Below are 25401 nucleotides of genomic sequence, written 5' to 3'. Positions count from 1 at the left end.
GGCTCATTTCGTACACATTCCGACGGGGAGCGCGCATATGCTGGTCATGATTCTGGGGCTGGTCATCTTTCTCGGTGCACACTCGGTGCGCATAGTTGCCGATGACTGGCGTGGCGCCCAGATTGCGCGCTTCGGTGAAGGTGGCTGGAAGGCGATCTACGCAGCGGTATCCATTCTGGGGCTGATCATCGCCATTTATGGCTACGGCATGACGCGGATCGACGCGGTCTTCGTCTGGTTCCCGCCCCGCGGGCTCTACCACCTGACCGCCCTGCTAATGATCCCCGCCTTCATTCTGCTCGCGGCGGCCTACGTGCCGCGCAACCACATCAAGGCGAAGCTTGGCCACCCCATGGTCCTGGCCGTCAAGGTCTGGGCGTTGTCGCACCTGCTAGTGAACGGCCGCCTGGGCGATATCATCTTCTTCGGCGCCTTTCTGGTCTGGGCGGTGCTTCTGTTCCGGGTCTCCCGGCGGCGTCCTGCCCCGGATGTCGCGCCCACCGCCGTGGGTACGGTGACCACTGTCGTTGTCGGCCTGGTTGCCTACCTGGTGTTCGCCTTCTACCTGCATCGCATCGTCGCCGGTGTGTCCGTCATGGGCTGACTAGGCGTCGACAAGCCCGGCGAGCCGCTCGACGTGAGGGTCGTTCACGCGAAGCGCGCGCAGGGCCTCGGCGAGGCGCAGCAGGTAGTCGCGGTTACTGCCGCTGGGGCCCGCCGATGCGGCAATCTGTGCCGCGATGGCGGTGTCGGGGGCGGGCCCGAGATAGGCCGGGTTGTCCGCCCGGGCAATGTAGACCAGACCATCGACCCGCTCGTCGTCATCGAGCTGGAAAGGGAGCGACAGCCGCAGGTAGCCGTTCTTTTCACGCCGGTCCAGGTGATCGAAGACTTCCGGCGTAACCTGGTAGGCCATGCCGTGGCAGACAGCACCCGGCTCTTCCACCAGCGTCACCACGCGACCGGGCGCCTTCGGCGTGCCGCGGTGATCGTGGGAGCCCTGCCAGAAGCGCCGCACCCAGCCGGAGATGGATCCCGGCCGGCGCAGCAGCCAGGGGAAGTCGGCCTTGTAGATCAGCGATCCGTAGCCGAACAGCCAGACCGGAATGCCGTCCTGCAGGGCATGCCTGCGCTGATTGATCGTGATCGTGTTGGCGGCATCCAGCATTCAACCGGCATCCCGATACCGCCAGCCCTTGCCATCCAGTTCGGCCCTGAGTTCGGACATGGCGCGATCAACCTCTCCGACGTCACCGGTCAGCCCGAGTTCAAGCTCGTAGTCCGGCGGACACCAGCGCGGCAAGCACGACACCCGCAGAGCCGGGTAACGGGTGGTGAAATCCTCCAGCACGGGAGTCATGTCGCTTTCCCGTACGCCAATCACGGTCACGGTCTCTTCCTTGCGACTGCCCACCGCGTGGCGATCGGCATAGAGCGCGTCCAGCACCCACTCCACCATGGGCCAGGCCATGTTGGGGAAGCCCGGTACGAAGTGATGGCGTTGCAGGCTGAACCCGGGCACCCGGTTCACCGGATTGGGGATCAACTCGGCACCCGCCGGGAACTCCACCATGCGCCGTCGGCGATCGACTCCTTCCGGCCCGAACTGCTCCTCCAGCAGACGCAATCCCTCAGGATGCGCCTCCAGCGACAGCCCCGCCGCCTCTGCCGCGCAATGCCGCGTGCGGTCATCCGGGGTGCCACCGATACCGCCAAAACTGAAGACGACATGCCCCTGGGCGAACGTCTCGCGGAGATTCTGCGTCAGTATGGCGGGATCGTCCCCCAGGTAACGTGCCCAGGCAAGCTCGAGCCCCCGGGCCGCAAGCAGCTCGATAACGGTGCGCATGTGCTTGTCCTGGCGCTTACCGGACAATATCTCGTCGCCAATGATGATGGCGCCAAAACGTGGCGTTGATTGCGGACTCACGATGCCGATCTCCCGAACGCGCCGGCGGGTGACTGGATGATCTCGGGCAGTTGCGACAGGGTGCGGATCTCCACGTAGGGCACCCGGGGCAGGCGGTCCGGCCACGGCATGCCCTCACGGTTCAGCCAGACAGCACCGATACCGGCCTGCGCGGCACCGAAGACGTCTGTTTCCGGATCATCACCGATGTGCAGCATCTCTGCGGCAGCCACGTTCGCCGTGCGAATGGCGGCCTGAAACATGGGAGCGGCGGGCTTGGCGGCGCCCACGTCACTGGCAAGGATGGATGCGGCAAAGTAGTGGCCGATGCCGATACGGTGCACATCCGCGTTGCCGTTGGTGAGCGCAATCAGCGTATAGCGGCCGTGCAGCGCATCCAGCAGCGGCTGCGTCTCATCGTAGAGCTGAACGTCGTTGCGACCGGCCATGAAAATCCGCATTGCCTGACGGGCGGCGATGGCCGGCGCTCCGGCGGCGTCGGTGATCCGGCGGAATGTACGCAGCCGTATTTCTCCCAGGTCATGGGCAATGTCCGGGGCCGCCTCCAGCACCCGCTGGCGCTCACGCAGAACAAGCTCAGGTGAATACCGTTCACCAACCACGGGGTAGTGCTGCAGCAAGAAATCATGCACCCGGCTTTCTGCCCGCTCGATGACCTGATCCAGGCTCCAGAGGGTGTAATCAAGATCGAAACTCAACGCGCGCAGGCGACTCATGAAGGTGACTCCTCAAGTTCCCGCCATAGACAACGCCCACCGGCTGCCTCGTCGAGCCGTTTCAGCCATGCTTCATGGGCTTCCCGCTCCGCCGTGGTGGCGACAATGACCCGCAACGCGTCACCGCTACGCTTGACCCGGCGCGGCTCCCGGCGACGCATGCCACCACCGTCGTCATCTGATTCGGCACTGCCCAGGTGCAGGGCACCCTGGCCCCCGGTCATTGCCAGATAGACGTCGCAGAGGATCTCCGAGTCCAGCAGCGCGCCATGGAGTTCGCGCTGCGAGTTGTCGATGTCGTAGCGCTTGCAAAGCGCATCGAGGCTATTCCGCTGGCCGGGATGGCGCCCGCGGGCCAGCAGCAGCGTATCAATGACAGCACAGATATCGGCAACCCGGGGACCCGGTTCGGGCAATAACGAGAACTCGTAGTCAATGAATCCGATGTCAAAGGCTGCGTTGTGGATCACCAGTTCGGCGTCGCGAATGAACGCCAGGAAATCCTCCGCGACATCGGCGAAACGGGGCTTGCCCACCAACTGGTCGTTGGTGATCCCGTGGACCGCCGCCGCGCCGGCGTCGATCTCCCGATCCGGTTGCAGGTACTGATGAAAGGTCCGCCCGGTACGGCGGCGATTCACCATCTCCACCGCACCGATTTCGATGATGCGATGGCCATCCCGCGTTTCCAGGCCCGTGGTTTCCGTGTCCAGCACGATCTGCCGCATGACTAACCTCTGTTCAATTCGTCGATACCCCGGTTGGCGAGGGCATCCGCCGCCTCGTTACCGGGGTCACCGCTATGGCCCTTGACCCAGCGCCAGCGGACCCTGTGCTTCTGATTGAGCGTGTCGAGCGCCAACCAGAGATCGGCGTTTTTGACCGGTTTTTTCGCTGCCGTCTTCCAGCCACGGCGCTTCCAGCCGTCGAGCCACTCGGTGATGCCCTTGCGCACGTATTCCGAATCCGTCACCAGTTCCACGTCGCAGGGCCGCTTCAGGGACTCAAGCGCCCTGATTGCCGCCGTGAGTTCCATGCGATTGTTGGTGGTCTCCGCCTCGCCCCCGTAGAGGGCCTTCTCGCGACCATTCCATTGCAGCAGCGCACCCCAGCCTCCCGGCCCCGGATTCCCCCGGCAGGCGCCGTCGCTGTAGATCCTTACCTCGGCCATGAAACGTTCCAAGTCGATTGTGTCGGCGCTGTAGTCTATCGCATGCCGTTCACTGATCCAGCTGACGGTTTTTGCCAACACATTGACCACTGCAACCAGCGCGGTAGGATTATGCGCCATGATTACTATCACAGAAATTCGCGCCTTTTCGGACAACTACATCTGGCTGCTTGAGTGTCAGGGCGAGACCCGTGTCGCCGTGGTCGACCCCGGCGACGCAGGTCCGGTGGTCGAGGCACTGGATGCCCGCGGGCTGGAACTCGGTGCCATCATCACGACGCACCATCACGGCGATCATGTGGGAGGCGTCACAGAACTCCTGTCACGCTGGCAGGTGCCCGTTTATGGGCCAGCGGGGGAGACCATCCCCGGGCGCACCCACGCCCTGTCCGAGGGCGATCGCATCCGGATCGACTTCCTCGATCTGGATCTCGACGTATTCGATGTGCCCGGCCACACAGCCGGGCATATCGCCTATGCCGGCGACGGCATGCTGTTCTGTGGAGACACCCTGTTTGCCGGAGGCTGCGGGCGCCTGTTCGAGGGAACGCCGGAGCAGATGTACACCTCCCTGGGGAAACTGGCAAAGCTGCCTAAGGAGACCCGGGTCTATTGTGCCCATGAGTACACCGAGGCCAATCTGCGCTTCGCGAGTCGCGTCGAGCCAGACAACAAACCGCTGCGGGCGCGTCTTGAGTCAGTCCGCGCTCTGCGCGCCGATGATCGATGCACTCTGCCCTCGACCCTGGCCGAGGAGCTGGAAACCAATCCGTTCCTGCGGGCAGATGTGCCTAACGTGAAGCAGTCCGCAGAAAAACATGTCGGACACGGCTTGACTGGGCCGGTCGACGTATTCGCCGCCGTCCGACGCTGGAAGGATACCGGCTAACCGCGCGGCGACCGCAACGCGCGGCGTACACTTTGCACCACCCCCGGCCGCAGGCACTTGTGCATCCGGGTTCCCGATCCGCAGCGTGTCCTTGCGGCATGCCTGACGCGGATGAACACGAACAAGGACAATACGGGAGATCGACCGGTGACCCCCACTCGGTTGCTATTGTTGGGTTTTACCCTGAGTGGCGTGATTGGCTGCGCCCAGTTCCAGCTTCAGTCGGAAAGCACCCCGGAGACACCGGAGGACACCACCGCCGACGTCAAGCTATGGGCCGACTTCCTCGATGCACCGGACGCGATTTCCGCCGCCGTGCCACCTGCCATTTCCGAGCAGGCCTCGCCCTATCCGGACGATCTCTGGGCACGCGTGCGGGCAGGTTTCGCGATGGACGGTGTCGACCATGAGCGCACCGCCGCGGAACTCGCCTACTACAAGCGCCACCCGGTGTTCCTCGACCGGGTCAGCGAGCGCGCCACGCCGTATCTCTACCACATCGTCTCCGAGGTGGAAGCCCGGGGCATGCCCATGGAGATCGCCCTGCTTCCCGTGGTGGAAAGCGCGTTCCAGCCGTTCGCCTATTCTCATGGCCGGGCTGCCGGAATCTGGCAATTCATTCCCGGCACGGCCCGGCATTTCGGGCTGAAACAGACCTGGTGGTATGACGGCCGCAGGGACATCATCGCCTCCACCGAGGCCGCACTCACCTACCTTGAGCGCCTGAACAACATGTTCGACGGCGACTGGCAGCTGGCGCTTGCAGCCTACAACGCCGGCGAAGGCACGGTAATGCGGGCGATTCGCCGCAATCAGGCCGAGGGGCTGCCCACGGATTACTGGAGCCTGCGTCTGCCCCAGGAAACCCGGCAGTACGTGCCACGCCTGCTGGCAATTCGTGAACTGGTCGATGCCCCGGATGAACACGGCATGGCCATGCGCTCCATCCCCAACCAACCTTACCTGGAAGTGGTTGAAGTGGGCTCCCAGATCGACCTCGCCCTGGCGGCAGACCTGGCCGATCTGACCATCGACGAACTCTACGTGCTCAACCCCGGCTTCAATCGCTGGGCCACCGACCCGGAAGGCCCCCACCGCCTGGTCGTGCCCATCGACAATGCCGAAGTCTTTGCCGGCAACCTGGAATCCATTCCTCCCGCAGAGCGGGTTCAGTGGGCGCGCCACCGGGTGGAGCCGGGGCAGACCCTGGGACAGATAGCCCGGCGTTACAACACCACGGTGTCCGTCCTGCAGGAAACCAACAATATCAATGGCCACGTGATTCGCGCCGGCTCCCATCTCATCGTGCCGACGTCGAGCCGGCCATCCCAGCAATACGCGCTTAGCGCCGATCAGCGCCTGACGCGCAACCAGAACCGCTCCCGCAACGGCAACCGGGTGGAGCACCGCGTGCAGCGAGGCGATACCTTCTGGGGTCTTTCACGCCGCTACGGCGTGGGCGTTCGGCAGATCGCGCAGTGGAACAACATGGCTCCGGCGGACACCCTGCGGCCGGGCCAGACCCTGGTGATCTGGGCCTCTGACAGCAACGGACGACAGGCCGGAAACAATGGCCCCGCCCAGGGGCAGCCCATTGTGCAGCGGGTGCGCTACACGGTGCGTCAGGGGGATTCGCTCTACCGGATCGCGCAGCGTTTCCGGGTTAGCGTGGATGATCTGCGAGCCTGGAACAACCTGTCGGGACAGCGCTATCTGCAGCCGGGGCAGCAGCTCACCCTGCATGTGGACGTTCGCAACCAGAGCGGAAGCTGAATCATCATACTGCGAACCAGGCAAAACCCAGGGAAGCGCTGAAATATTCACGCTTCCCTGGCTTGCAGTCTCAGGACTCGCGATGCTCCGGCAGGGTGATGTTGAGCTCGAGGATTTCGCAGTCGCCTTCCTTGTCCAGGTGAATCTGCACGGCGTCGTCGTCCACGGTAACGTACTTGCGGATGACCTGGAGCAATTCATCCTGCATGGCCGGCAGATAATCCGGCCCGCCGCGCTGGGAGCGCTCTCTGGCGACCAGGATCTGCAAGCGCTCCTTGGCCACCTGGGCCGTGTTCTTGCGCTGCGAACGGAAATAGCTGAGCAGGCTCATCATATCGATCAGCTCCCGAAGAGGCGGCCGAACAGGCCCTTTTTCTGGACGTCCAGAAAGCGGTGTGGGCGCTCTTCGCCGAGGAAACGGGCAACGGCATCCTGGTAGGCCTGCCCCGCGTCGGTGTCCTCTTCCAGAATCACCGGAACCCCGGCATTGGAGGCGTTCAGCACGGCCTTGGACTCGGGAATGACGCCGAGGAGGTCAATACCCAGGATCTCGTGCACGTCCTCGAGACTGAGCATGTCCCCCTGGGACACACGCTCTGGCGAATACCGCGTCAGCAACAGGCGCTCACGCACCGGTTCTCGGCCTTCCTCGGCACGCCGGGACTTGCTCGACAGGATCCCCAGCACCCGGTCGGAGTCTCTCACCGAAGACACCTCGGGATTGGTCACCACGATGGCCTCGTCGGCGTGGTACATGGCCATCAAGGCACCCCGCTCGATACCCGCCGGCGAGTCACAGACAATGTAGTCGTTGTCCTCAGACAGTTCCGCCAGCACCTTGGCCACGCCCTCGTCAGTCAGCGCGTCCTTGTCGCGGGTCTGGGAGGCGGCCAGGATGCACAGCCCCGGTACGCGCTTGTCCTTGATCAGCGCCTGGTTCAGGGTCGCCTCCCCGTTGATGACATTGACGAAGTCATAGACCACGCGTCGCTCGCAGCCCATGATCAGGTCCAGATTACGCAGGCCGACGTCGAAATCGACTACCGCCGTACGATGCCCGGCCTTGGCCAGGCCAGTAGCCACGGCTGCGCTGGTGGTGGTCTTGCCCACCCCGCCCTTGCCGGAGGTGACCACGATGATTCTCGCCACTTCCAAATCCTCCCATTGCCCGCGCGTCGCGGGCGTCGCCCAACGCTGTGGTACTCGTAATTGTCAGAGCGGCTGAATATCGAGTATGTCGCCGTCGCGCAGCGCGATCTGCACGGCAGCCCCACGGACACTCTCTTCAAACTGCTCACTGACACTGTAGGTTCCAGCCACCGACACCAACTCCGCCCAGAACTTCTGACAGAAAATCCGGGCTTCCCTGTCGCCACGCACGCCAGCAAGGGCCCGACCATGCAGGCTGCCATAGACATGGATGTTGCCATCGGCGAGCAGCTCGGCACCGGGGCTGACCGCACCCAGCACGACCAGGTCACCGCCCCGGGCATAGATCTGCTGCCCCGATCGAACCGGCTGCTTGACCAACATGGTGGCGCTTGCCCCGGGCTCCGGCACCGCCTGGGGTCTGGCTCCCTGCGCTTTCGCCGCCGGCACGTCGGAGCCACCGGAGAAGACGCCAATTCCCGCCTCACGGGCCGCCTCACGCCAATGGTCGGCACCACCGCGGATACCCACGGGCAGGAACTCACGTGCGCGGAGCAACCCCACCAGACCGGGCAGATCCAGGTGCAGATCCGAGTCATCGACGGCTTCGACGTCGAGGATGACGGGCAGGTGACGGAAGAAGTCGGGGGCATCCCGCATGCGCTCATCAAGCTCCCGAGCCAGTACCTCGACCGACGGGTCGAGCAGACGCAGCACGGTCAGGGTCATCATGCGACCCTTGAGTTCGAGCGCAGGATTACGTCGCTGTTTTGCCTGGGTCATCCCCTGTCCAGAACTTGAACTACGCGTGCCGGGGGCTCTATGCGGCCTCCTGTACGCGTCGTTGCGGATGTCGCTCACGGGAGGTGAGCGCCGATGCGCCTTTATAGCGCGCAGCCTACGCCTGTTCAAGGCGTCGCCACAACCCAACAGCAGGTCGTTCAGTTCTGCGGGCGGGCCAGCTTGAGCGTCCAGTAGTGGCGGTAACGGGTTTCGGCTGCCGTTGTCAGCGCAAGACCGATTTCCGTCACGTTCGGATTCATCAGGTTGCGGCAATGCCCGGGGCTCTCCAGCCAGCCCACCATGACCGCGTCCACCGTGTCGTAACTTGTTCCCGCGGCGATATTTTCGGCCCAGGAGGCGGCATTGTAGCCCACGTTGGCGATACGCTCCCCGGCCCCGAGGCCATCGGAGCCGGTATGGCTCAGGCTGTCGTGGAGATTTTCGGCCAGGTCGTCCGAGTGGCCCTGGGCCGCGTCCTCCAGAGCGTCGCTCCAGCCGACGTCGGCCACCGCCGGCATGAACTCGCCGCCGCAGTCCCGGGCGTCTGATCTGATCGCGTTCAGGGCCTGTACCGCCGCCGTGCCATGCAACTCGGACGGCGGCTCTGATGGCGGCGACGTTGGCGCTGTCTCGCCGCCGGACGCACGCATCCCGGTTGAAAGGTTGCAGGCCGCCAGGGGCAATACCAGTGCTGCAATCGAGATCCGTCGAACCAGCTTCATGCCGTTTCCTGCCCCGGGGTGTCCATGATGTTGCCAGCCTATCGCCTTGGCCGGTGTGCGTCAGCTGTCTCGATCACACGACAGCAGGCTTGACCTTCCAATTGTTAGAAGGTTTATAAACTGGAAAAGATTCTTCACCAAGGGACGCGGATGTGGCCACTGAACAGCATTCCCAGACTTTGAGCTTCCGCGTCGAGGGCATGCATTGCGCCTCCTGCGTCGGCCGCGTCGAGCGCACATTGCAGGCAGTCCCCGGCGTCGACCAAGTCAGCGTCAACCTCGCCACCGAGCGGGCAAGCCTGGACGTGAACGACGCATTCGATATGGCGGCGGCCATGTCCGCAGTGCGCGATTCGGGCTTTAAACCGGCGGTAACGTCGGCAGAGCTGCACGTCTCAGGCATGAACTGTGGCTCCTGCGTGCGCCGCGTGGAAACAGCGTTACTCGATGTACCGGGCGTGCAGCAAGCCAGCGTCAACCTGGCAAGTGGCGTCGCCCGGGTGGATTTCATTGACGGCTTGACCAGTCCGGAGGGTCTGCGCGACGCACTGCAGCAGGCCGGCTATAAATCCGACGCCAGCGGCGAGGACAGCCACGAGACCGCCCGACGCCACCGGGAGACAGAGCAGGAGGCGCTGCGCCGCAGCACGCTCATCGCAGCCGCGCTGACTGCGCCCATCTTCGTGCTGGAAATGGGCTCCCACATGATCCCGGGGCTGCACCACTGGCTGATGGGGCAATTCAGCCTGATGACGCTGCTGCTGTTTCAATTCGTGCTCGGCAGCGCCGTGCAGTTTGGCCCGGGCTTGCGCTTCTACCGCACCGGCGGCCCCGCCCTGCTCCGCTGGGCCCCGGACATGAACTCCCTGGTCATGCTGGGCACGACGGCAGCCTATGGCTATTCGGTTATCGCCACCTTTGCCCCCGGCCTGCTGCCCGCCGGCACCGTGAACGTTTATTACGAGCCGGCCGCGGTGATCATCACGCTGGTCCTGCTGGGACGCTATCTCGAAGCCCGGAGCAAGGGCCGGACCAGTGCCGCCATCCAGCGCCTGCTGGGGCTACAGGCCCGCACCGCCCGCATCGAGCGCGAGGGGCGCACCATGGACGTGGCCATCGAGCAGGTCCAGGTGGGGGATATCGTGCTGGTCCGTCCCGGCGAGAAAGTCCCGGTAGACGGCCGCATCGTCGACGGCAGCAGTTTCGTGGACGAGTCCATGATCACCGGTGAAGCGGTGCCCGTGGCCAAGGGTGATGGCGACTCGGTGGTCGGCGGCACAATCAATCGCACCGGCAGCGTGCGTTTCGAGGCAACCGGTGTCGGCGCCGACACCATGCTGGCCCGCATCGTGGCCATGGTGGAACAGGCCCAGGCGGCGAAGCTGCCCATCCAGGGCCTGGTGGATCGCGTCACGGCATGGTTTGTACCCGCCGTCATGCTGGCCTCGGCACTGACCTTCCTGATCTGGCTCGCCTTCGGCCCCGCCCCGGCACTCACTTTCGCACTGGTGAATGCGGTGGCTGTGCTGATCATTGCCTGCCCCTGCGCCATGGGCCTCGCAACACCCACCTCCATCATGGTGGGCACCGGCAAGGGTGCCGAGATGGGCATCCTGTTCCGCCAGGGCCAGGCGCTGCAGAGTCTGCGCGACGCCAGGGTTGTGGCCCTGGACAAGACTGGCACCCTGACGGAAGGGCGGCCGGAACTCACCGATCTGGTGACTGCAGGCATGGAGCGCCGCAGTCTGCTGCCGCTGATCGCCGCCGTGGAGAGCCGCTCGGAACACCCCATTGCCGAGGCCATCGTCCGCGCCGCGGAACAGGACGGTCTTGAAGTGCCAACGCCCACCGAGTTCGAAGCGGTAGCCGGCATGGGTGTCACCGCCAGGGTAGCGGGGCATCTAGTTCAGGTGGGCGCAGCGCGGTTCATGACCCAGATCGGGGTGGACATCGACCGCTTCGCAACTGAATCAGACCGCTTCGCCGATGCGGCCAAGACGCCGCTCTACGCCGCGGTGGACGGAGAGCCGGCAGCGATACTGGCCGTGGCAGACCCCATCAAGGCAAGCGCCCCTGGGGCGCTTGCGGCGCTCCACCAGCTTGGTCTGCGGGTCGCCATGATCACCGGCGACAATCGCCGTACCGCCGAGGCCATTGCCAGACAACTGGGGATCGATACCGTCATTGCCGAGGTGATGCCGGAGGGCAAGGTCGACGCCCTGCGCGGCCTGCAGGGCGACGGCAGCACGGTGTTCGTTGGTGACGGGATCAATGACGCGCCGGCCCTGGCCCAGGCGGATGTGGGTATCGCCATCGGCACGGGCACGGACATCGCCATCGAAAGCGCCGATCTGGTGCTGATTTCCGGTGACCTGTCGAACCTGCCCAATGCCATAGCCCTGTCCCGGGCCACCATGCGCAATATCCGCCAGAATCTGTTCTGGGCGTTCGCCTACAACACCACGTTGATCCCCGTAGCCGCGGGGGTGCTGTATCCGGCCTTCGGGATCCTGCTATCGCCGGTGCTGGCGGCAGCGGCCATGGGGCTGTCCAGCGTCAGTGTGGTGACCAACGCCCTGCGTCTGCGTCGATTCACGCCGCCGCTGACGGGAACATCCCGCCGTGCGGATCAACGCCTGGCCGGGTCCGACCACACAACGGAGCAGACATGAACATTGGCGAAGCAGCCGCCGCCTCCGGCGTGTCGGCAAAGATGATCCGCTACTACGAAAGGGTCGGCCTCATTCCGGCGGCGCACCGCACCGAGGCCGGCTACCGCGTGTACGGCGACGCGGATGTACACACGCTGCGTTTCATTCGCCGGGCACGCAATCTGGGCTTCTCGGTGGAACAGATGCGCGACCTCCTGGCCCTTTGGCAGGACCGCAACCGTGCCAGCGCGCGGGTGAAGGCGCTGGCCCTTAGTCATATCGAGGAACTGGACAACAAGATTCGCGAACTGCAGACCATGCGCGGCACCCTGGAGCATCTGGCCCGTAACTGCCATGGGGATCATCGCCCTGATTGCCCGATCCTCGCCGATCTGGCGGCGGATGCCACTGCCGAGTAGATCTCACGGGACAGGTGCCGTCGCCGTGGGTATGCTGCCGCCCATGACGCAACACCTCCGGATTCTCTATCAGGATGACTGGCTGGTCGCGGTGGACAAGCCATGCGGGATGATGGTCCACCGCAGCCGGTTGAGCGAGGATGACACTTTTGTCCTGCAGACCCTGCGCGATCAGATTGGCCGGCGCGTCTACCCGGCACATCGGCTCGATCGCCCCACCTCCGGCGTCCTGCTGTTCACGCTGGACCCTGACACCGCCCGCGCGCTGGGTGCCACCTTTACCGCCCGCCAGGTGGTCAAACGCTATCTGGCCGTGGTGCGTGGCTACACCGCGGAACATGGCGTGATCGATTATCCGCTGTCAGGGGAGTCGGCGGACGCTGCCCTGCAGGCTGCGGTGAGCCGGTATCGCCGGCTTGCGATCACCGAGCTGCCCGTCTCTGTGGACCGCTACCCGACCAGCCGGTACTCACTGGTCGAGGTAGAGCCGGAGACCGGACGCATGCATCAGATTCGCCGGCATTTCGCCCACATCAGCCACCCGCTGATTGGCGACACCACCCATGGCCAGGGCCGTCATAATCGCCTGTTTCGGGAGCGCTTCGACAGCCATCGGCTGCTGCTGCATGCCTGGCGGATGGAGCTGGCTCATCCCGTCACTGGCAAGCCACTGGACATAGTCGCGCCTCCCGACGACGGTTTCAGCCGCGTCCTGCAGGCTCTGGGCTGGCAGCTTGATGCGCTCGGGATTGCCTGAATGGCTACTTCCAGAGGCTGCGGCGCATGCGCTTCATGGGATCCACATCGACCCGCCCCGCGGACAGACGCTGACGCAACAAGGCGATGATGTGATCCTGGCGCTTGCCGGAGATGAAGCTCGGCATGAAGTTCAGTGTGTCGCCGTCGGTACGCATGATTTCGATGGTGAGCTTGCGTCGTCCCGTTTCCACGAACGCCATTTTCACGGCGTCGTACCTGACAGGCATGGGAGCCGAGTAGGGGCTGCGCCAGATGACCAGCTGCTCACGCTCCAGCCGCAGCAGTGGGCGCCGCAGGGACTGCACGAACCCATAGCCCATGATCAGGACAAGGGACGCCCACACCACCCAGAACCAGGGCCCGTGGGGCTCCTGCAGCTCGGTGTGCAAGGCGATCACACTGAAGGCGCAAAGGCCGGCATAGAACAGTTTTTCCGCCCAGCTTCGCGGCACTGCCTCGGTCGCGGCGCCTTCGGTATCGTTCACAGTGGTTATCCCCGCATTCCCAACCAGTTGCGGCGCGATAGTAGCACAGGGGCCATCACAACCCGACTGCACGACCGAAGGCCGGCAGACCCATGGCGTGGCGCATGACCAGGCGCTTCATGGGCCCGGCCTGATTGGCGATACCAAGCGCAAAGGCGGCGGTCTCCCGGAGCTGCGGAATCGGTGCGGTGAATACCCGATGGAAGGCATCCATGGCGGCAATCATCGCGGCATTGCGCGGCCGCCGCCTTGCCTCGTAGCGGGCCAGAACCGCGGCGGCACCGACATCTGCACCCTGGCCCTGCGCCCTGATGATCCCTCTGGCCAAGGCCGCCGCATCGAGAATACCCAGGTTCAGCCCTTGCCCGCCCAGGGGATGAATCACGTGGGCGGCATCCCCCACCAACGCCAGGCGGTGATCCCGATAGCGCCGGGCGTGTCCCCGACGGATGGGAAAGCTGCCCCGGCCGAGGATCGCCTCGATGCCACCCAGCTCGGCCGGAAACACGCCAAGGATCGCCTCGATCAGCGCCTGGTCTGAGAGGGCCTGCAAGCGCCGGACATTATCGGGTGCGTCGTACCACACCAGGGAGGCATGGTGCCCCACCAGGGGCAGGAATGCCTGGGGGCCGCTGGGCGTGAAGCGCTGCCAGGTGATGTCCTGTTGCGGCAGCGTGGTCACGGCATTGACGATCAGCGCGTGCTGCCCATAGTCATGCATGGGCATGTCAATGCCCGCCAGGCGACGGATACTCGACCGCGCCCCATCGGCACCAACCAGCAGGCGGCCGGTGATTTCGTGGCCGTCGCGAAGGCGCAGACAAACCGACTCGACATCCTGCTCGATGGCAAGCGGCTCGCCGGGGCAGACCACGGTGACGGCTGGCAGATTCTCCAGTGCCTGCCAGAGCGCGGTCCGAATCAGGCGGTTCTCGACGAACCAGCCGAACCGCTCCAGGCCGGCATCTCCAGCCTCGAAGCAGGTTTCGCCCCGACCGGAGGCATCCCAGGCCCGCAGGCGCCGGAATGGCGCGGCGCGGCCTGCCTCCATGGCAGCCCAGGCCCCGCACTCGACGAACACCTGCTGGGCAGCAGCATTGACAGAGGAGACACGGAGGTCAGGCGGATCGGCCTCGGACCAGGTGGGTGCCTGGCCGCCTTCCACCACGGCCACCGAGACGCCCGAGCGCCCCAGCAAGGCCGCCAGGGTCGCCCCCACCATGCCGCCGCCAACCACGATGACATCAACCGGTTCGGTCATGCTGTCTGCACCATCAGGAGGCGCGGCCACGATGGCCGCCGGAGAGATCGACGCCGAGAAGGCCGGCAAGTTCACCCAGGTGATCCACCACCCAGTCGGCATCCACCGCATAGCGGCCATTATCGCCGTAGCGATACAGGCAGGACACCGCGCCCGCCGCCCGAGCCGTCTGCAGGTCGTAGACGAAGTCACCCACGTAGACCAGCCGGGCCGGCGCCACCGACAGCCGCCGGCAGATCTCCAGCAAGCCGTCAGGATCCGGCTTGGGCCGGCAGTCTTCCCGGGTGAGCACCAGCTCCACGGGTATGCCCAGGGAGCGGCAGGCAAGATCTGCGGCGGCGCGCATGTTGCGGGTCAGTATGGCCATGGGCATGCCTGCGGCAACCAGCCGGTCCAGCAGCCGTTCGGCCCCGGGCATCCATTGAGCCGCTTCGGCACCGGCCATTTCATGCCGCTCGATGACGGCGTGGGCACGAGCGACCGCCGCCGGATCCTGCAGCGTTGCGATGTGTTCCAGCAACCCCCGGCCCGGCGGAAAATCGAGCTCCCGCCTTATGGCGGCAAAATCGAGCCTGGAGTCGATCAGGGTGCCATCGAGATCGAAGGCCACGGCGCGAATACCCGCTTGACGCTGCGCCGGCAACGGAACTCGCCCCTCAGCCATTCAGCCCGGTGAAGAACTGCCGGGTGTTCTCCGCCAGGCTCTCCAGATGATAGCCACCCTCCTGCACCACCAGCACCGGCATACCGGCGGCGGCGAGCACCTGCCCCATGCGATGGAAGCCACCGGAAGTCACGGTCACCTTGGCCTGGGGGTCATCCTTGTAGATATCGAAACCCAGCGAAACCACCAGCACATCCGGCTGGAACAGCCGTATGGTCGTCATTGCCTCGTCCAACCGATCCAGGAAGTGGTCCTCCGACGAGCCGTGGGGCATGGGCAGATTGATGTTGTAGCCGTAGCCGTCGCCGGCGCCGCGCTCGTCCTCGTAACCGGAGCAGACCGGATAGAAGTTGGTGGGGTCACCATGAATCGACACATAGAGCACGTCACTGCGGCTGTAGAACACCTCCTGGATACCCTGACCGTGGTGCATGTCGGGATCGAGTATGGCGATACGGGGGAACGCCGGCAGCAGTGCCTCCGCCGCAATGGCAGCGTTGTTCAGGTAACAGAAGCCGCCAGCGGCGTCGATCCGGGCGTGGTGCCCGGGCGGGCGACACACGGCATAGGCGGTGCGCTCGCCCTGGAGCATGGCCTGCGCCGCACTGAGCGCGCTCTGCGCCGACCAGTAGGCGGCGGACCAGGTATCCGGGCCGATGGGGCAACTGCCGTCGGCCAGGAAATACGCCGCTTCGGCCAGGATGCCCTTGCGGGGATTGGGAGAGCGGACAAAGATGTTGGACATCACCTCGTCGCCCCAGTCGTCCGGGATTCCCTTCCAGCGCCGGTGCGCCCCCTCAAGAAAGCGCAGGTACTCCAGGTTATGCACCCGGCCCAGCGGTGCCATGCCGTGATCCGCCGGACTTTCCACCGCATAGTCCAGCTCCCGCAGCGCCTGCAGAATGAATCCGGTGCGCTCGGGCACCTCCAGTGGCGTCCGCATCTGCCCACGTGACAGATACGATCGGGGGATATGCTTGTCCTGCTCGGGGTGGAAAAAGGCTTTCACGAATCACGCTCTCCAACGCTCGATGGCAATCACGGGCGGCGGCCGCATGGCCGGCCGCCGAAACTCCCGCTACGTTGACACCAGAACTCGCCGCCGTAAAGACGATCAGCGCGTTTCCGCGGATGTGCCGGCATAGCGCGCCACGACCTCGCGCACCGGGCCCGGCCGGCCCAGATGGTAGCCCTGGGCGAAGGTGATGCCGTACTCCTGGAGTATGGGCAGGATGGCCGCCTGATCGACAAACTCGGCAACCGTCTGCTTGCCGAAACCTGCGGCGATGTCGGCGATGGCACGGACGATGAGGCGGTCCTCGGTGCTGGTAGTGAGGTTACGGATGAAGGAACCATCGATCTTGATGTAGTCCGCCGGCAACTGCCCCAGGTAGTGGAAGCTGCTGAAGCCCACGCCGAAGTCATCCAGCGCAAAGTGGCAGCCCATGCTGCGGATGCGCTGCATCACGCCACGGGCGGCGGCAAAGTCGGTGACGGCGGCGGTTTCGGTGACCTCGATGATGAGACGGCCAGGATCAGCGCCGGTCTCGGCAAAGGCCTGCTCCAGGAAGCCGCAGAGCTGGTCGTCCCGCAGGGATTGTGCGGACAGGTTGGCAGCCAGATGCACATGCCAGCCTTCGGCGGACAGCTCGTTCAGCAGATTCAGCGTGGCCCGCAGCACCCAGCGATCCAGCTCCACGATCTGTCCGCTGCGCTCGGCGACGGGGATGAACAGGCCCGGCGGCACCAGGTTGCCGTCCTCGCCGCGCATGCGCAGCAGAACCTCGAAGTGATCCATGCGCTGGTCGGCAATTCGGGCGATGGGCTGAGCCACCAGCTCCAGGCCGCCCACCTCCAGGGCGTTGCGTATACGCTCTACCCAGTAGACCCGCTCATGGAGTTCCTCTCGGGTCACCGTACTGGCGCCGAGCACATGCCAACGCTGGGAGACCGATTCCTTGGCCTTGTACATGGCCAGATCGGCGCTGGCCATGAGGTCCGCCGGCGTGTGCCCATGTTCCGGATACAGGGCAATGCCAATGCTGGCCATGGCCCGATGCCGACGGCCACCGGCGGAGAAAACGATCGCATCAAGTATCCGCTCGATGCGCTCCGCTACCGCAGTTGCAGCCTTGGCGTCGGCGCCTTCAAGCAGGATGGCGAACTCGTCGCCGCCAAGACGGGCCACGACCCCATCACCCTGCAGCTCCTCGTCCAGCGCCTGGGCGACCAGTTGCAGGAGCTGATCGCCGGAGTGGTGTCCGCTCAGCTCGTTCACATCACGGAACTGATCCAGGTCGAGGAACAACATGGCGCCCCAGGCATGACTGCTGAGGGCCTGATCCAGGGCATGCTGGAAGAATCGCCGATTGTAGAGATTGGTCAGCGAATCATGGTTGGCAAGCCAGGCCAGACGCTCCTCGGCAGCCTTGCGGCCACTGATATCAAGCCCGACGGAGATCATCGCCGGGCCACCGGACTCGCTTTCCATGGGTGCGTGATACCAGGCGATGGTCCGATGCTGACCGTCACTGGTCAACATCACCCCCTCCTCCTGAGCGGGCGCAAACTCCGCGCCTCGGGGACGGGCAAGCCCCGGCAGGAAAATGTCGGCGAAGTGACGGCCCAGGATCTCCGCCGACGGGCTACCCACCAGCAACTCGGTATATCGGTTGGCCAGCGTGATCCGACCTTCATGATCCTGGGTCAGAATGATGACCCGGGCGGTGTCCAGCAGGCGATCGACGAAACCCTTCTCCCGGGTCAGTTCCCGCATGCGCTGATCCAGCTCGAGCCCCCGGGAGGCCACTTGCTCCTCCAGGGTTTCCAGCTGATCGGACAGGGTACGGGCCGCCCCGTCGAGAATGTCGATTTCATCGGACCATCTGCCGGAGTTCCTGCCAGTGGCCGCACGCACCGAGGCGTACTTGCCAGAGGCAAGGCCGGGGAGCACGTCGGCAAGCCTGCGCAGGCGCGCCATGGGGCCCCAGAGTATGCCCAGCAGCAGCAGTTCGGCGGCGATCCAGCCGGTTAGCCCGGCGAGCAACGTGAACCGGGTCTCATTACGAATCGCGGACACTTCGTCGGAAACGTCAGTCACCAGGAGAAAATGCGCGGGCGTTGCCGGCCCCGCTACCGGCAGGGCCGCAAGCTCGAAGTGCCCGCCGCCGATATCGAGCCGCTGGCGGCCGCGGGTGACATCATCCAGGGCCATCTGCTCGCTGGCGCGCTGAAGCACGGGCATGGTGGTCTCTTCCTGGGTGAGCATACGCACCGATCGCGCCCAGTCGGCGAGAAAGCGATCCTCGGGCTGTGGGGTGGGCTGATCCGCCACCAGCAGAGCCACGTCACTACCGGAAATCATCCGGGCGTTGCGGGCGACCTCCGCCAGGGTTCGGGAAACCAGCACCGACCCCACGATTTCGCCGCGGTAGAGCACCGGGACCACCGCATACTGGCGGCAGTCCTGGGCACAGACCAGCCCCCCCGCGGGCGACTCCTGGTTGACGGCATCCTGAACCCAGTCACGGACCCGGGGCCGGACGGACTCATCAAGAGATTCTCCCCAGGTACCGAGTTGCTCGCCCTCCCTATCGAATATGGCAACCTCATCCAGCCCGGCGTCCAGCTGCAGGGTCGGCCAATCCGGCTGAAACGCCGCATGAACTTCATCAGAGTCGTTCTGCAGCAAACCGATGCCAAGGTCGCTGGAGCTCGATACCAGGCTGGCCAGCCGCCGCAAATCGTCTCCGGACTGATCCAGCGCCAGCTGAATCTCCCGCGCCTGGCGCTCATGCATCACGTCCCGGTATTGCTCGAAACGTTCCCACAGGGCTGCATGGCTGTTGTAGGTGAAGACCCCAGCCAGACCGAGCAGCAGCAAGCTGGTGGCCAACAGGACCCGCCACTTCAGGCTCACGAGTCCGAATCTGGATGGGGAGTCGGTCATGGACTAGAACCGCAATGAAGTCTGCAGCAACAGCATATTCCAACGGCGCTCCGTGGCGCCGGGATCGGGATTGTCGGCACCGGGCAGCCAGCCGGTGCCGTCCACCCGGTGGTACTCCGCGGAGAGCAGCACCTGCGGGTGAAAACGCCATTGCACACCGGCGGTGAGGTCCTTGGCAAAGCGCGAATGCGCCGGTAGCTGTGTAGCTTCGGCGAAGTCGCGGCCATCACGGTCGTCACGGTCCAGATACAGCACATCGTAGCGCAGGAACCACTGCCAGTCGGCGAGGAAGCGTCGTGTGTACTGCAGATAGCCACTCTCCCCGGTGACATCGAAATTGCGCGCCGACTGCGGCCCCTCGAAGCCACTCAGTGATGACTTGCGCAAGGCGAACTCGCCGGTGAGGCTCCAGTCCTCGCTGTTGTACTGCAGGGAGAGGATATAGGGTTCGAACTCGAAGTCGCCATCACCAGGACCACTGCTACGACTGTTGAAACGGGCCCGCACGCGCGCCGCGCTCAGCGCCGCCACGAAGCGACCGCCGTCATGCTCGTAGAGAATCTGACCGATGGCAGAGGTCCGGCCATCGATGGACCCCGGCTGCTCGTCCAGCACCAGCACCTGGGCGAGATCCCGCCCAGCCTGGGGGCGCCCCACACCCACCTGGACCCGCAGGTCGCCGCTGGCGAGACGCTGTGACAGATAAGCCGAACCACCGTCCGCAGCGAGCCCCAGGGAGCGGGTACGGTCGAAATAGATAGACTGTGGCAGCAGTATCCCCGGACGGGTAAAGGCCACGTCCCGCGTCTGGTTGTGGAAGCCGAACGGATTCTTGAAACGACCGAGCTGAATACCTGCGCTCCGATTCTCGTCGGACAGGAACTGGTAGTCCAACACCCCGTGGTCAAGCCTGGGCACTGCATCCTCGCCTTCGTCACCGGCACGACGGCTCAGCACCTGCCCGGACACCAGCGTATTGGGCAGTGGGCGCAACGAGGCGTTCACACCCACTTCCGTGAACTTGAGACTGCCGCCACCCCCGCTGCTGGGGCCGAAGAAATTGTTGTCGTCCGTGATGATGAACCCCTGGGAGACGAAGCCATGAACCTGAAGCGTATCCATGACACCCCGGTCATCCTGCGTTGCCGCCGCCGCGCTCGAGAACAGGAGCGCGGCTATGGACAGCGCGAGTCCGGAGGCACGTCGGCCGCGGGTATGGATGTTCGGGTTCAACTCCGACAGGCTCCTAGTCAAGGTTGAGTACCCGAACACGGTCGTCGACGAATGTCCGTTCCACATAACCTATGGCCCCGGGAGTGGTAGCGACCCGCTGCAACATGTCGATCTGGGAATCGGCGCGTCCGGGGGCCTGGCCGGTCCCCGAAAACACGACCCGGTCCCAGGACAACTGCAGCTGATGCGGGAAGACGTCAAGCTGTTCCTTGACGAAGCGGGCGTGTACCGGATCGCGATCCGGTAGTACGAACACGCGCACGGCCGAGCCGGTCGGCCAGGAGCGCTGACGCATGGCAAACATGGCGCGGACTGTGTTGCGCGGGAGGGCATCCACCGGCACTCCGGCGTGGGCAATAACCACCACGGGTGCAGTCCGGCTTTCCTGTCCGTTCGATGAGGGGCAGAAAAACACGATCAGAAGCAGCAGCCCGGCGCTCAGTGAACGCATGGGTAAGCGCCCCCCTTGCGCGGCAACCCGCGGACCCGGGCACAGTCGCCATCGTCCACCCCAATACATGCAGTCATGCCGGGAGTCTAGGAATGTTGTCGCAGCTTTGAAAGGCGCAAGCACGAAAAAGCCGCAACCCGTCACAGAATTCGGGTCTCGGCCATGTCGGGACATCATGCCCTGGTATCAGGAGCGGGACATCTGCAACAGCCGGTTGACGCGCTTCACATGGGCCGCCGGATCCTCGAGCTGCCCGCCCTCCACGAGCAGGGCCTGTTCATAGAGAACATGAGCCCAGTCGTCGACGCTGTCCGTCGGCGCCTCGCCAAGACTGCGGATAATGGCGTGATCAGGATTGATCTCAAGCGTCGGCTTGCCGGTGGGAAACGGTTGCCCCGCAGCCTTGAGCATGCGCTGCATGTTGATGGCGAACTCCTGCTCACCCACCACCAGGCAGGCGGGGGAGTCGGTGAGACGGCTGCTTACGCGCACCGACTCCACCGTCTCGCCGAGGGCAGCCTTGAGCCTGTCCACCAGGGGCTTCAACTCGGTCTCGGTCTTTTCCTGCTCGGCCTTGTCCGGTGCGTTTTCGCCGCCGAGCTTCGCCGGGTCGAGTTCGCCCTTGGCCGCCGATACCAGACGCTTGCCGTCGTATTCCTGCAGATGGCTGACCCACCATTCATCAACGGGATCACCCAGCAACAGCACCTCGACATCGTACTTGCGGAACACTTCCAGGTGCGGGCTGTTCCGCGCAGCGGCAAAACTGTCCGCGGTGACGTAGTAGATGGCCTCCTGGCCCTCTTTCATTCGGCCGATGTAGTCGTCCAGCGAGACCGCCTCGACATCGCCCTCACCTCTTGTGGAAGCGAAACGCAGCAATTTGGCGACACGTTCCCGGTTGCCGAAATCCTCCGCAGGGCCTTCCTTCAGCACCCGACCGAAGGTACCCCAGAACTCGGCGTACTTCTCCGCTTCATCAGCGGCCATTTTCTCAAGGGTGTCGAGGATGCGCTTTACGCTGGCCGCCCGCATGCGGTCGATCTGGCGATTGTTCTGCAGGATCTCGCGGGAGACATTGAGCGGCAGGTCGTCACTGTCGATCACCCCGCGCACGAAGCGCAGGTACCGGGGCATGAGCTGCTCGGCGTCGTCCATGATGAAAATGCGCTTCACGTAAAGCTTCACCCCGTGACCACCTTCCCGGTCCCAGAGGTCGAAGGGCGCCCGTTTGGGAATGTAGAGCAGCGACGCGTAGCTCTGGTTGCCCTCGACCTTGTTGTGCATCCAGGTCAGCGGCTCGTCGAAGTCGTGGGCCACGTGCTTGTAGAACTCAACGTATTCCTCGTCCTTGATCTCGTTGCGCGGGCGCATCCACAGGGCATTCGCCTTGTTGACGGTCTCGTCCTCGGTATCGCCCTCCTCGTCGGCGGCTTCCCTGGCCATGCGGATGGGCAGATCGATGTGGTCGGAATACGTGCGGATGATCCGCCGCAGGCGATAGCCATCGAGGAATTCGTCGGCGTCTTCCTTGAGATGCAGAATTACCTCGGTGCCGCGCCGCTCGCGGGCTTCACTCTCGATGGTGTATTCGCCCTCGCCGGTGGATTCCCAGCGCACGCCCGCTGCCGCTTCCTCACCGGCCTTGCGGGTCAGCACGGTGACCCGGTCGGCGACAATGAAGGCGGAATAGAACCCGACGCCGAACTGCCCGATCAGGCGGGCGTCCTTCGACTGATCACCGGAGAGCTGCTCGAGAAACTGGCGGGTGCCGGAGCGGGCAATAGTGCCGAGATTGTCCTGCACCTCGTCGCGGCTCATGCCGATACCATTGTCGGCCACGGTCAGGGTGCGGGCCTCCTTGTCGAAACTGATCCGGATGGCAAGATCACCATCACCCTCCAGCAGCGCCTCGTCCTGCAGGGACTGGAAGCGCAGCTTGTCCGCCGCATCGGAGGCGTTGGAGATCAGCTCCCGCAGGAAGATCTCACGGTTGCTGTACAACGAGTGGATCATGAGCTTCAGCAGTTGCCGAACCTCGGTCTGGAATTCATGGGTCTGCTTGTCTGCCGCGGCAGTCATTGCTGGGTTCACTCCTGTTCGCGGTGAAAATCGGAATCGTGACGGGCATGGCGGCTGCGATCGGTGACTGCGCCAATGTAGGGCAGATAGGAACCGTGGCCGGCGATTTCAAGGCCTGGCGGGTTCAATCGTCGACGGCGGCTTCCGCGTCCTTGATGCCGATCAGGTAGAGAATGCCGTCCAGTCCCAGTGTAGTCAGGGATTGGCGGGCGCTGCGCTTGACCAGCGGCTTTGCCCGGAATGCGATCCCCAGGCCGGCAAGGCGCAACATGGGCAGATCGTTGGCGCCATCCCCGACGGCGATCGTCTGCTCCAGCACCAGCCCTTCGTGGCGGGCGATCTCCTGGAGCAACTCCGCCTTGCGCTCACCGTCAACGATCTGGCCGAGGACCTTGCCGGTCACCCGGCCGTCCACCACCTCCAGTTCGTTGGCATGGACGTAATCCACACCCAGGCGCTTCTGCAGAAAACGGCCGAAATAGCTGAATCCGCCGGAGACGATGGCGGTGCGATAGCCAAAGGACTTGAGGGTGCGAATCAGCCGCTCCGCGCCCTCGGTCAACGACAGCTCGCGGGCCACTGTCTCAAGCACACCAGCATCCAGCCCTTCCAGCAGACTGACCCGCCGGCGCAGGCTCTCGCGGAAATCGATCTCGCCCTGCATGGCGGCCTCGGTAACCCGGCTGACTTCCTCTCCAACGCCGGCATGCCGGGCCAGTTCGTCGATGACCTCCTGCTGGATCAGGGTGGAGTCCATATCGAACACCACGAGTCTGCGATTGCGGCGATATACGCTGTCTTCCTGGAAGGCGATATCCACATCCAGCTCCTGGGAGATCTCCAGAAAGCGCTGTTTCATGGCGTCCAGGTCCAGGGGCTGACCCCGCACCGTCAGCTCGATGCAGGCACGATTGGCCTTGCCGGTCTTGTAGAGCGGTTCGCGGCCGGAGAGACGCATGATGTCTTCGATGTTGAGATCGTTGGCCGTGATCACGCTGGCAATGCGGGCAATGTGATCAGCCGTGATGCGGCGGCCAAGCAGGGTAAAGATGTAGCGCGGCTTGCCCGCCCCCTGCACCCAGGCGTCATAGTCTTCCTCGCTGACGGGGGTAAAGCGCACCTGCATGCCCTGGTGGTGGATGTGGAAGAGCACATCCTTCAGCACCGGCGAGAGGGTCGCCTGCTCCGGCACCTTCACCAGCATCCCCAGGGACAGGGTGTCGTGGATGACGGCCTGACCGATATCCAGGATGCCGACGTTATATTCCGCCAGGATACCCATGAGCGACGACGTCAGGCCGGGCTTGTCCTGACCGGAAATGTTGATGAGGATGATTTCGCTCATTGGAAGACCTGTCGTGCTGCCGCCATGCTCGTCGCCGTCGCTGCGGACGGCTATCATCCTTGCTTGACCCGCGATTCGCAAGGGGATGCCATGGCGGACGCCACACCTGATGTCGCTGCACTCGAGCGCCTGCGGCAGGCGAAAAGCATACTCGCGCTAACCGGCGCCGGAATTTCCGCAGAGAGCGGCGTACCCACCTTCCGAGAAGCACAAAGTGGTCTGTGGGCCCGCTACGACCCCATGGAACTGGCCACGCCGGAGGCCTTCGCGGGGCAACCGGACACAGTCTGGCAATGGTACCAGTGGCGCCGCAGGCTGGTGGCCGAGGTGGAGCCCAACCCGGCCCACTATGCCCTGGCGAACTGGGAGCAGCACTTCGACGGTGATTTCCTGCTGGTCACCCAGAACGTGGATGGGCTGCACCAGCGGGCTGGCAGCCAGGATGTGGTGGAGTTGCACGGCAACCTCCAACGCACCGTCTGTAGTAGCGACCGCCATCTGTTCGACCCTGTGCCGGAGAGTCTGGATGCGCCGCCCGCATGTCCGCGCTGCGGCAGCCTGGGGCGGCCGGACGTGGTCTGGTTCGGCGAGATGTTGCCGCAGGCGGCGCTCAACCGGGCCACGCAAGCGGCTGCCAGCGCCGATGTCGTCCTGAGCATCGGCACGTCGTCGCTGGTGCATCCGGCAGCCAGCCTGCCGGCGATCGCACTGGAACATGGCGCCTGGGTAATCGAGATCAATCCAACGGAAACCCCACTCACACGATTGGCGAGCAGTTCGCTGCGGGGCAAAGCCGGCGAAGTGCTGCCGGGCCTTTTCCGGCGGCTATTCGGGAGTGCCCAGGCACACTAGGCGTGAATACTGCAGCGCTTCCCTAGGTGTGATCTCTCAACAGGTTGTCCACGGAGTCCCTCCGATGGATGCTGAGTTTGCGGACTTGGCATTCCAAGAAGGAGAAACCCCGTGGAC

The 25401-nt window shown here is 64.5% G+C and carries 25 protein-coding genes; 7 read left to right on the top strand and 18 right to left on the bottom strand.

All coding sequences use genetic code 11. The annotated features are described in order from the left end of the window. Positions 1–37: 37 nt before the first annotated feature. The gene (locus J2T57_RS20155; RefSeq protein ID WP_253484388.1) at positions 38–604 is read left to right on the top strand and encodes an NnrU family protein; all 567 of its coding nucleotides are present in this window, start codon (positions 38–40) and stop codon (positions 602–604) included. On the opposite strand, the gene J2T57_RS20150 is transcribed toward J2T57_RS20155, so the two are convergent. Genes J2T57_RS20150 through rnhA form a run of 5 tightly spaced genes read right to left on the bottom strand, consistent with a single transcriptional unit; the run spans position 605 to position 3817 of the window. Beyond that, positions 605–1168, bottom strand: coding sequence for a gamma-glutamylcyclotransferase (locus J2T57_RS20150; RefSeq protein WP_253484385.1), 564 nt, complete (start codon positions 1166–1168; stop codon positions 605–607). Then, a complete protein-coding gene (locus tag J2T57_RS20145; protein WP_253484382.1) occupies positions 1169–1930 on the bottom strand; it encodes a competence/damage-inducible protein A in 762 nt (253 codons plus the stop codon). Then, complete coding sequence (locus J2T57_RS20140; protein WP_253484379.1) at positions 1927–2646, bottom strand: HAD family hydrolase; 720 nt, start codon at positions 2644–2646, stop codon at positions 1927–1929. The genes J2T57_RS20145 and J2T57_RS20140 overlap by 4 nt, the downstream gene beginning before the upstream one ends. After that, positions 2643–3374: a DNA polymerase III subunit epsilon gene (gene dnaQ, locus J2T57_RS20135; RefSeq protein ID WP_253484376.1), complete on the bottom strand. Its 732-nt coding sequence runs from the start codon at positions 3372–3374 to the stop codon at positions 2643–2645. The genes J2T57_RS20140 and dnaQ overlap by 4 nt, the downstream gene beginning before the upstream one ends. 2 nt (positions 3375–3376) lie before the next feature. Then, a complete protein-coding gene (gene rnhA, locus J2T57_RS20130) occupies positions 3377–3817 on the bottom strand; it encodes a ribonuclease HI (protein ID WP_253484739.1) in 441 nt (146 codons plus the stop codon). A 118-nt stretch (positions 3818–3935) separates the two neighbouring features. Here rnhA and gloB point away from each other — a divergent pair, with 118 nt between their 5' ends. After that, positions 3936–4706, top strand: coding sequence for a hydroxyacylglutathione hydrolase (gene gloB / locus J2T57_RS20125; RefSeq protein ID WP_253484368.1), 771 nt, complete (start codon positions 3936–3938; stop codon positions 4704–4706). A 111-nt stretch (positions 4707–4817) separates the two neighbouring features. Then, entirely contained in the window at positions 4818–6479 is a 1662-nt protein-coding gene (locus J2T57_RS20120; RefSeq protein ID WP_253484366.1) for a lytic transglycosylase, read from the top strand. 70 nt (positions 6480–6549) lie between these two features. Here J2T57_RS20120 and minE read toward each other — a convergent pair whose 3' ends face one another. The 4 genes from minE to J2T57_RS20100 all read right to left on the bottom strand — a co-directional run bounded on the left by minE (position 6550) and on the right by J2T57_RS20100 (position 9133). Further along, positions 6550–6810 (bottom strand): cell division topological specificity factor MinE, encoded by a 261-nt coding sequence (gene minE, locus J2T57_RS20115; protein WP_253484736.1) that lies wholly within the window; start codon positions 6808–6810, stop codon positions 6550–6552. Between the two features lie 8 nt (positions 6811–6818). After that, positions 6819–7628: a septum site-determining protein MinD gene (minD, locus tag J2T57_RS20110; protein ID WP_253484365.1), complete on the bottom strand. Its 810-nt coding sequence runs from the start codon at positions 7626–7628 to the stop codon at positions 6819–6821. Between the two features lie 63 nt (positions 7629–7691). Beyond that, positions 7692–8411, bottom strand: a complete 720-nt coding sequence (minC, locus tag J2T57_RS20105) for a septum site-determining protein MinC (protein WP_253484364.1) — start codon at positions 8409–8411, stop codon at positions 7692–7694. Between the two features lie 158 nt (positions 8412–8569). Next, on the bottom strand, positions 8570–9133 hold the full coding sequence (locus tag J2T57_RS20100) for a CAP domain-containing protein (RefSeq protein WP_253484361.1): 564 nt from the start codon (positions 9131–9133) through the stop codon (positions 8570–8572). Positions 9134–9285: 152 nt separating this feature from the next. On the opposite strand from J2T57_RS20100, the gene J2T57_RS20095 reads away from it, so the two are divergent. From J2T57_RS20095 to J2T57_RS20085, 3 genes are read left to right on the top strand one after another with little or no spacing between them, the layout of a single operon-like run. Then, positions 9286–11805 carry a heavy metal translocating P-type ATPase gene (locus tag J2T57_RS20095; RefSeq protein WP_366519134.1) on the top strand — a complete coding sequence of 840 codons (2520 nt, stop codon included), beginning with the start codon at positions 9286–9288 and terminating at the stop codon, positions 11803–11805. After that, the gene (cueR, locus tag J2T57_RS20090) at positions 11802–12203 is read left to right on the top strand and encodes a Cu(I)-responsive transcriptional regulator (RefSeq protein ID WP_253484358.1); all 402 of its coding nucleotides are present in this window, start codon (positions 11802–11804) and stop codon (positions 12201–12203) included. The genes J2T57_RS20095 and cueR overlap by 4 nt, the downstream gene beginning before the upstream one ends. 43 nt (positions 12204–12246) lie before the next feature. After that, on the top strand, positions 12247–12960 hold the full coding sequence (locus J2T57_RS20085) for a pseudouridine synthase (protein WP_253484355.1): 714 nt from the start codon (positions 12247–12249) through the stop codon (positions 12958–12960). Between the two features lie 4 nt (positions 12961–12964). On the opposite strand, the gene J2T57_RS20080 is transcribed toward J2T57_RS20085, so the two are convergent. From J2T57_RS20080 to serB, 9 genes are all read right to left on the bottom strand, one after another. Further along, entirely contained in the window at positions 12965–13447 is a 483-nt protein-coding gene (locus tag J2T57_RS20080) for a hypothetical protein (protein WP_253484353.1), read from the bottom strand. 55 nt (positions 13448–13502) lie between these two features. Next, positions 13503–14708, bottom strand: coding sequence for a UbiH/UbiF/VisC/COQ6 family ubiquinone biosynthesis hydroxylase (locus tag J2T57_RS20075; RefSeq protein WP_253484350.1), 1206 nt, complete (start codon positions 14706–14708; stop codon positions 13503–13505). A gap of 13 nt (positions 14709–14721) precedes the next feature. Then, positions 14722–15372 (bottom strand): HAD family hydrolase, encoded by a 651-nt coding sequence (locus J2T57_RS20070; protein ID WP_253484347.1) that lies wholly within the window; start codon positions 15370–15372, stop codon positions 14722–14724. Then, on the bottom strand, positions 15365–16381 hold the full coding sequence (locus J2T57_RS20065) for a histone deacetylase family protein (protein WP_253484343.1): 1017 nt from the start codon (positions 16379–16381) through the stop codon (positions 15365–15367). The genes J2T57_RS20070 and J2T57_RS20065 overlap by 8 nt, the downstream gene beginning before the upstream one ends. Before the next feature lie 105 nt (positions 16382–16486). Then, positions 16487–19321, bottom strand: a complete 2835-nt coding sequence (locus tag J2T57_RS20060) for a bifunctional diguanylate cyclase/phosphodiesterase (protein WP_253484340.1) — start codon at positions 19319–19321, stop codon at positions 16487–16489. A 3-nt stretch (positions 19322–19324) separates the two neighbouring features. Beyond that, positions 19325–20554, bottom strand: a complete 1230-nt coding sequence (locus tag J2T57_RS20055) for a hypothetical protein (RefSeq protein WP_253484337.1) — start codon at positions 20552–20554, stop codon at positions 19325–19327. Positions 20555–20567: 13 nt separating this feature from the next. Continuing rightward, complete coding sequence (locus tag J2T57_RS20050) at positions 20568–21005, bottom strand: type 2 periplasmic-binding domain-containing protein (RefSeq protein ID WP_253484334.1); 438 nt, start codon at positions 21003–21005, stop codon at positions 20568–20570. A 186-nt stretch (positions 21006–21191) separates the two neighbouring features. Further along, entirely contained in the window at positions 21192–23087 is a 1896-nt protein-coding gene (gene htpG, locus J2T57_RS20045) for a molecular chaperone HtpG (RefSeq protein ID WP_253484315.1), read from the bottom strand. Positions 23088–23211: 124 nt separating this feature from the next. Beyond that, a complete protein-coding gene (gene serB, locus J2T57_RS20040) occupies positions 23212–24432 on the bottom strand; it encodes a phosphoserine phosphatase SerB (RefSeq protein WP_253484312.1) in 1221 nt (406 codons plus the stop codon). A gap of 90 nt (positions 24433–24522) precedes the next feature. Between serB and J2T57_RS20035 the strand changes: the two genes are divergently transcribed. Beyond that, complete coding sequence (locus J2T57_RS20035) at positions 24523–25284, top strand: SIR2 family NAD-dependent protein deacylase (RefSeq protein WP_253484309.1); 762 nt, start codon at positions 24523–24525, stop codon at positions 25282–25284. The last annotated feature ends 117 nt before the right edge of the window (positions 25285–25401 follow it).

This window comes from Natronocella acetinitrilica (assembly GCF_024170285.1).
Lineage (GTDB): Bacteria > Pseudomonadota > Gammaproteobacteria > Nitrococcales > Aquisalimonadaceae > Natronocella > Natronocella acetinitrilica.
This window is presented reverse-complemented; position numbering and strand designations above follow the sequence as displayed.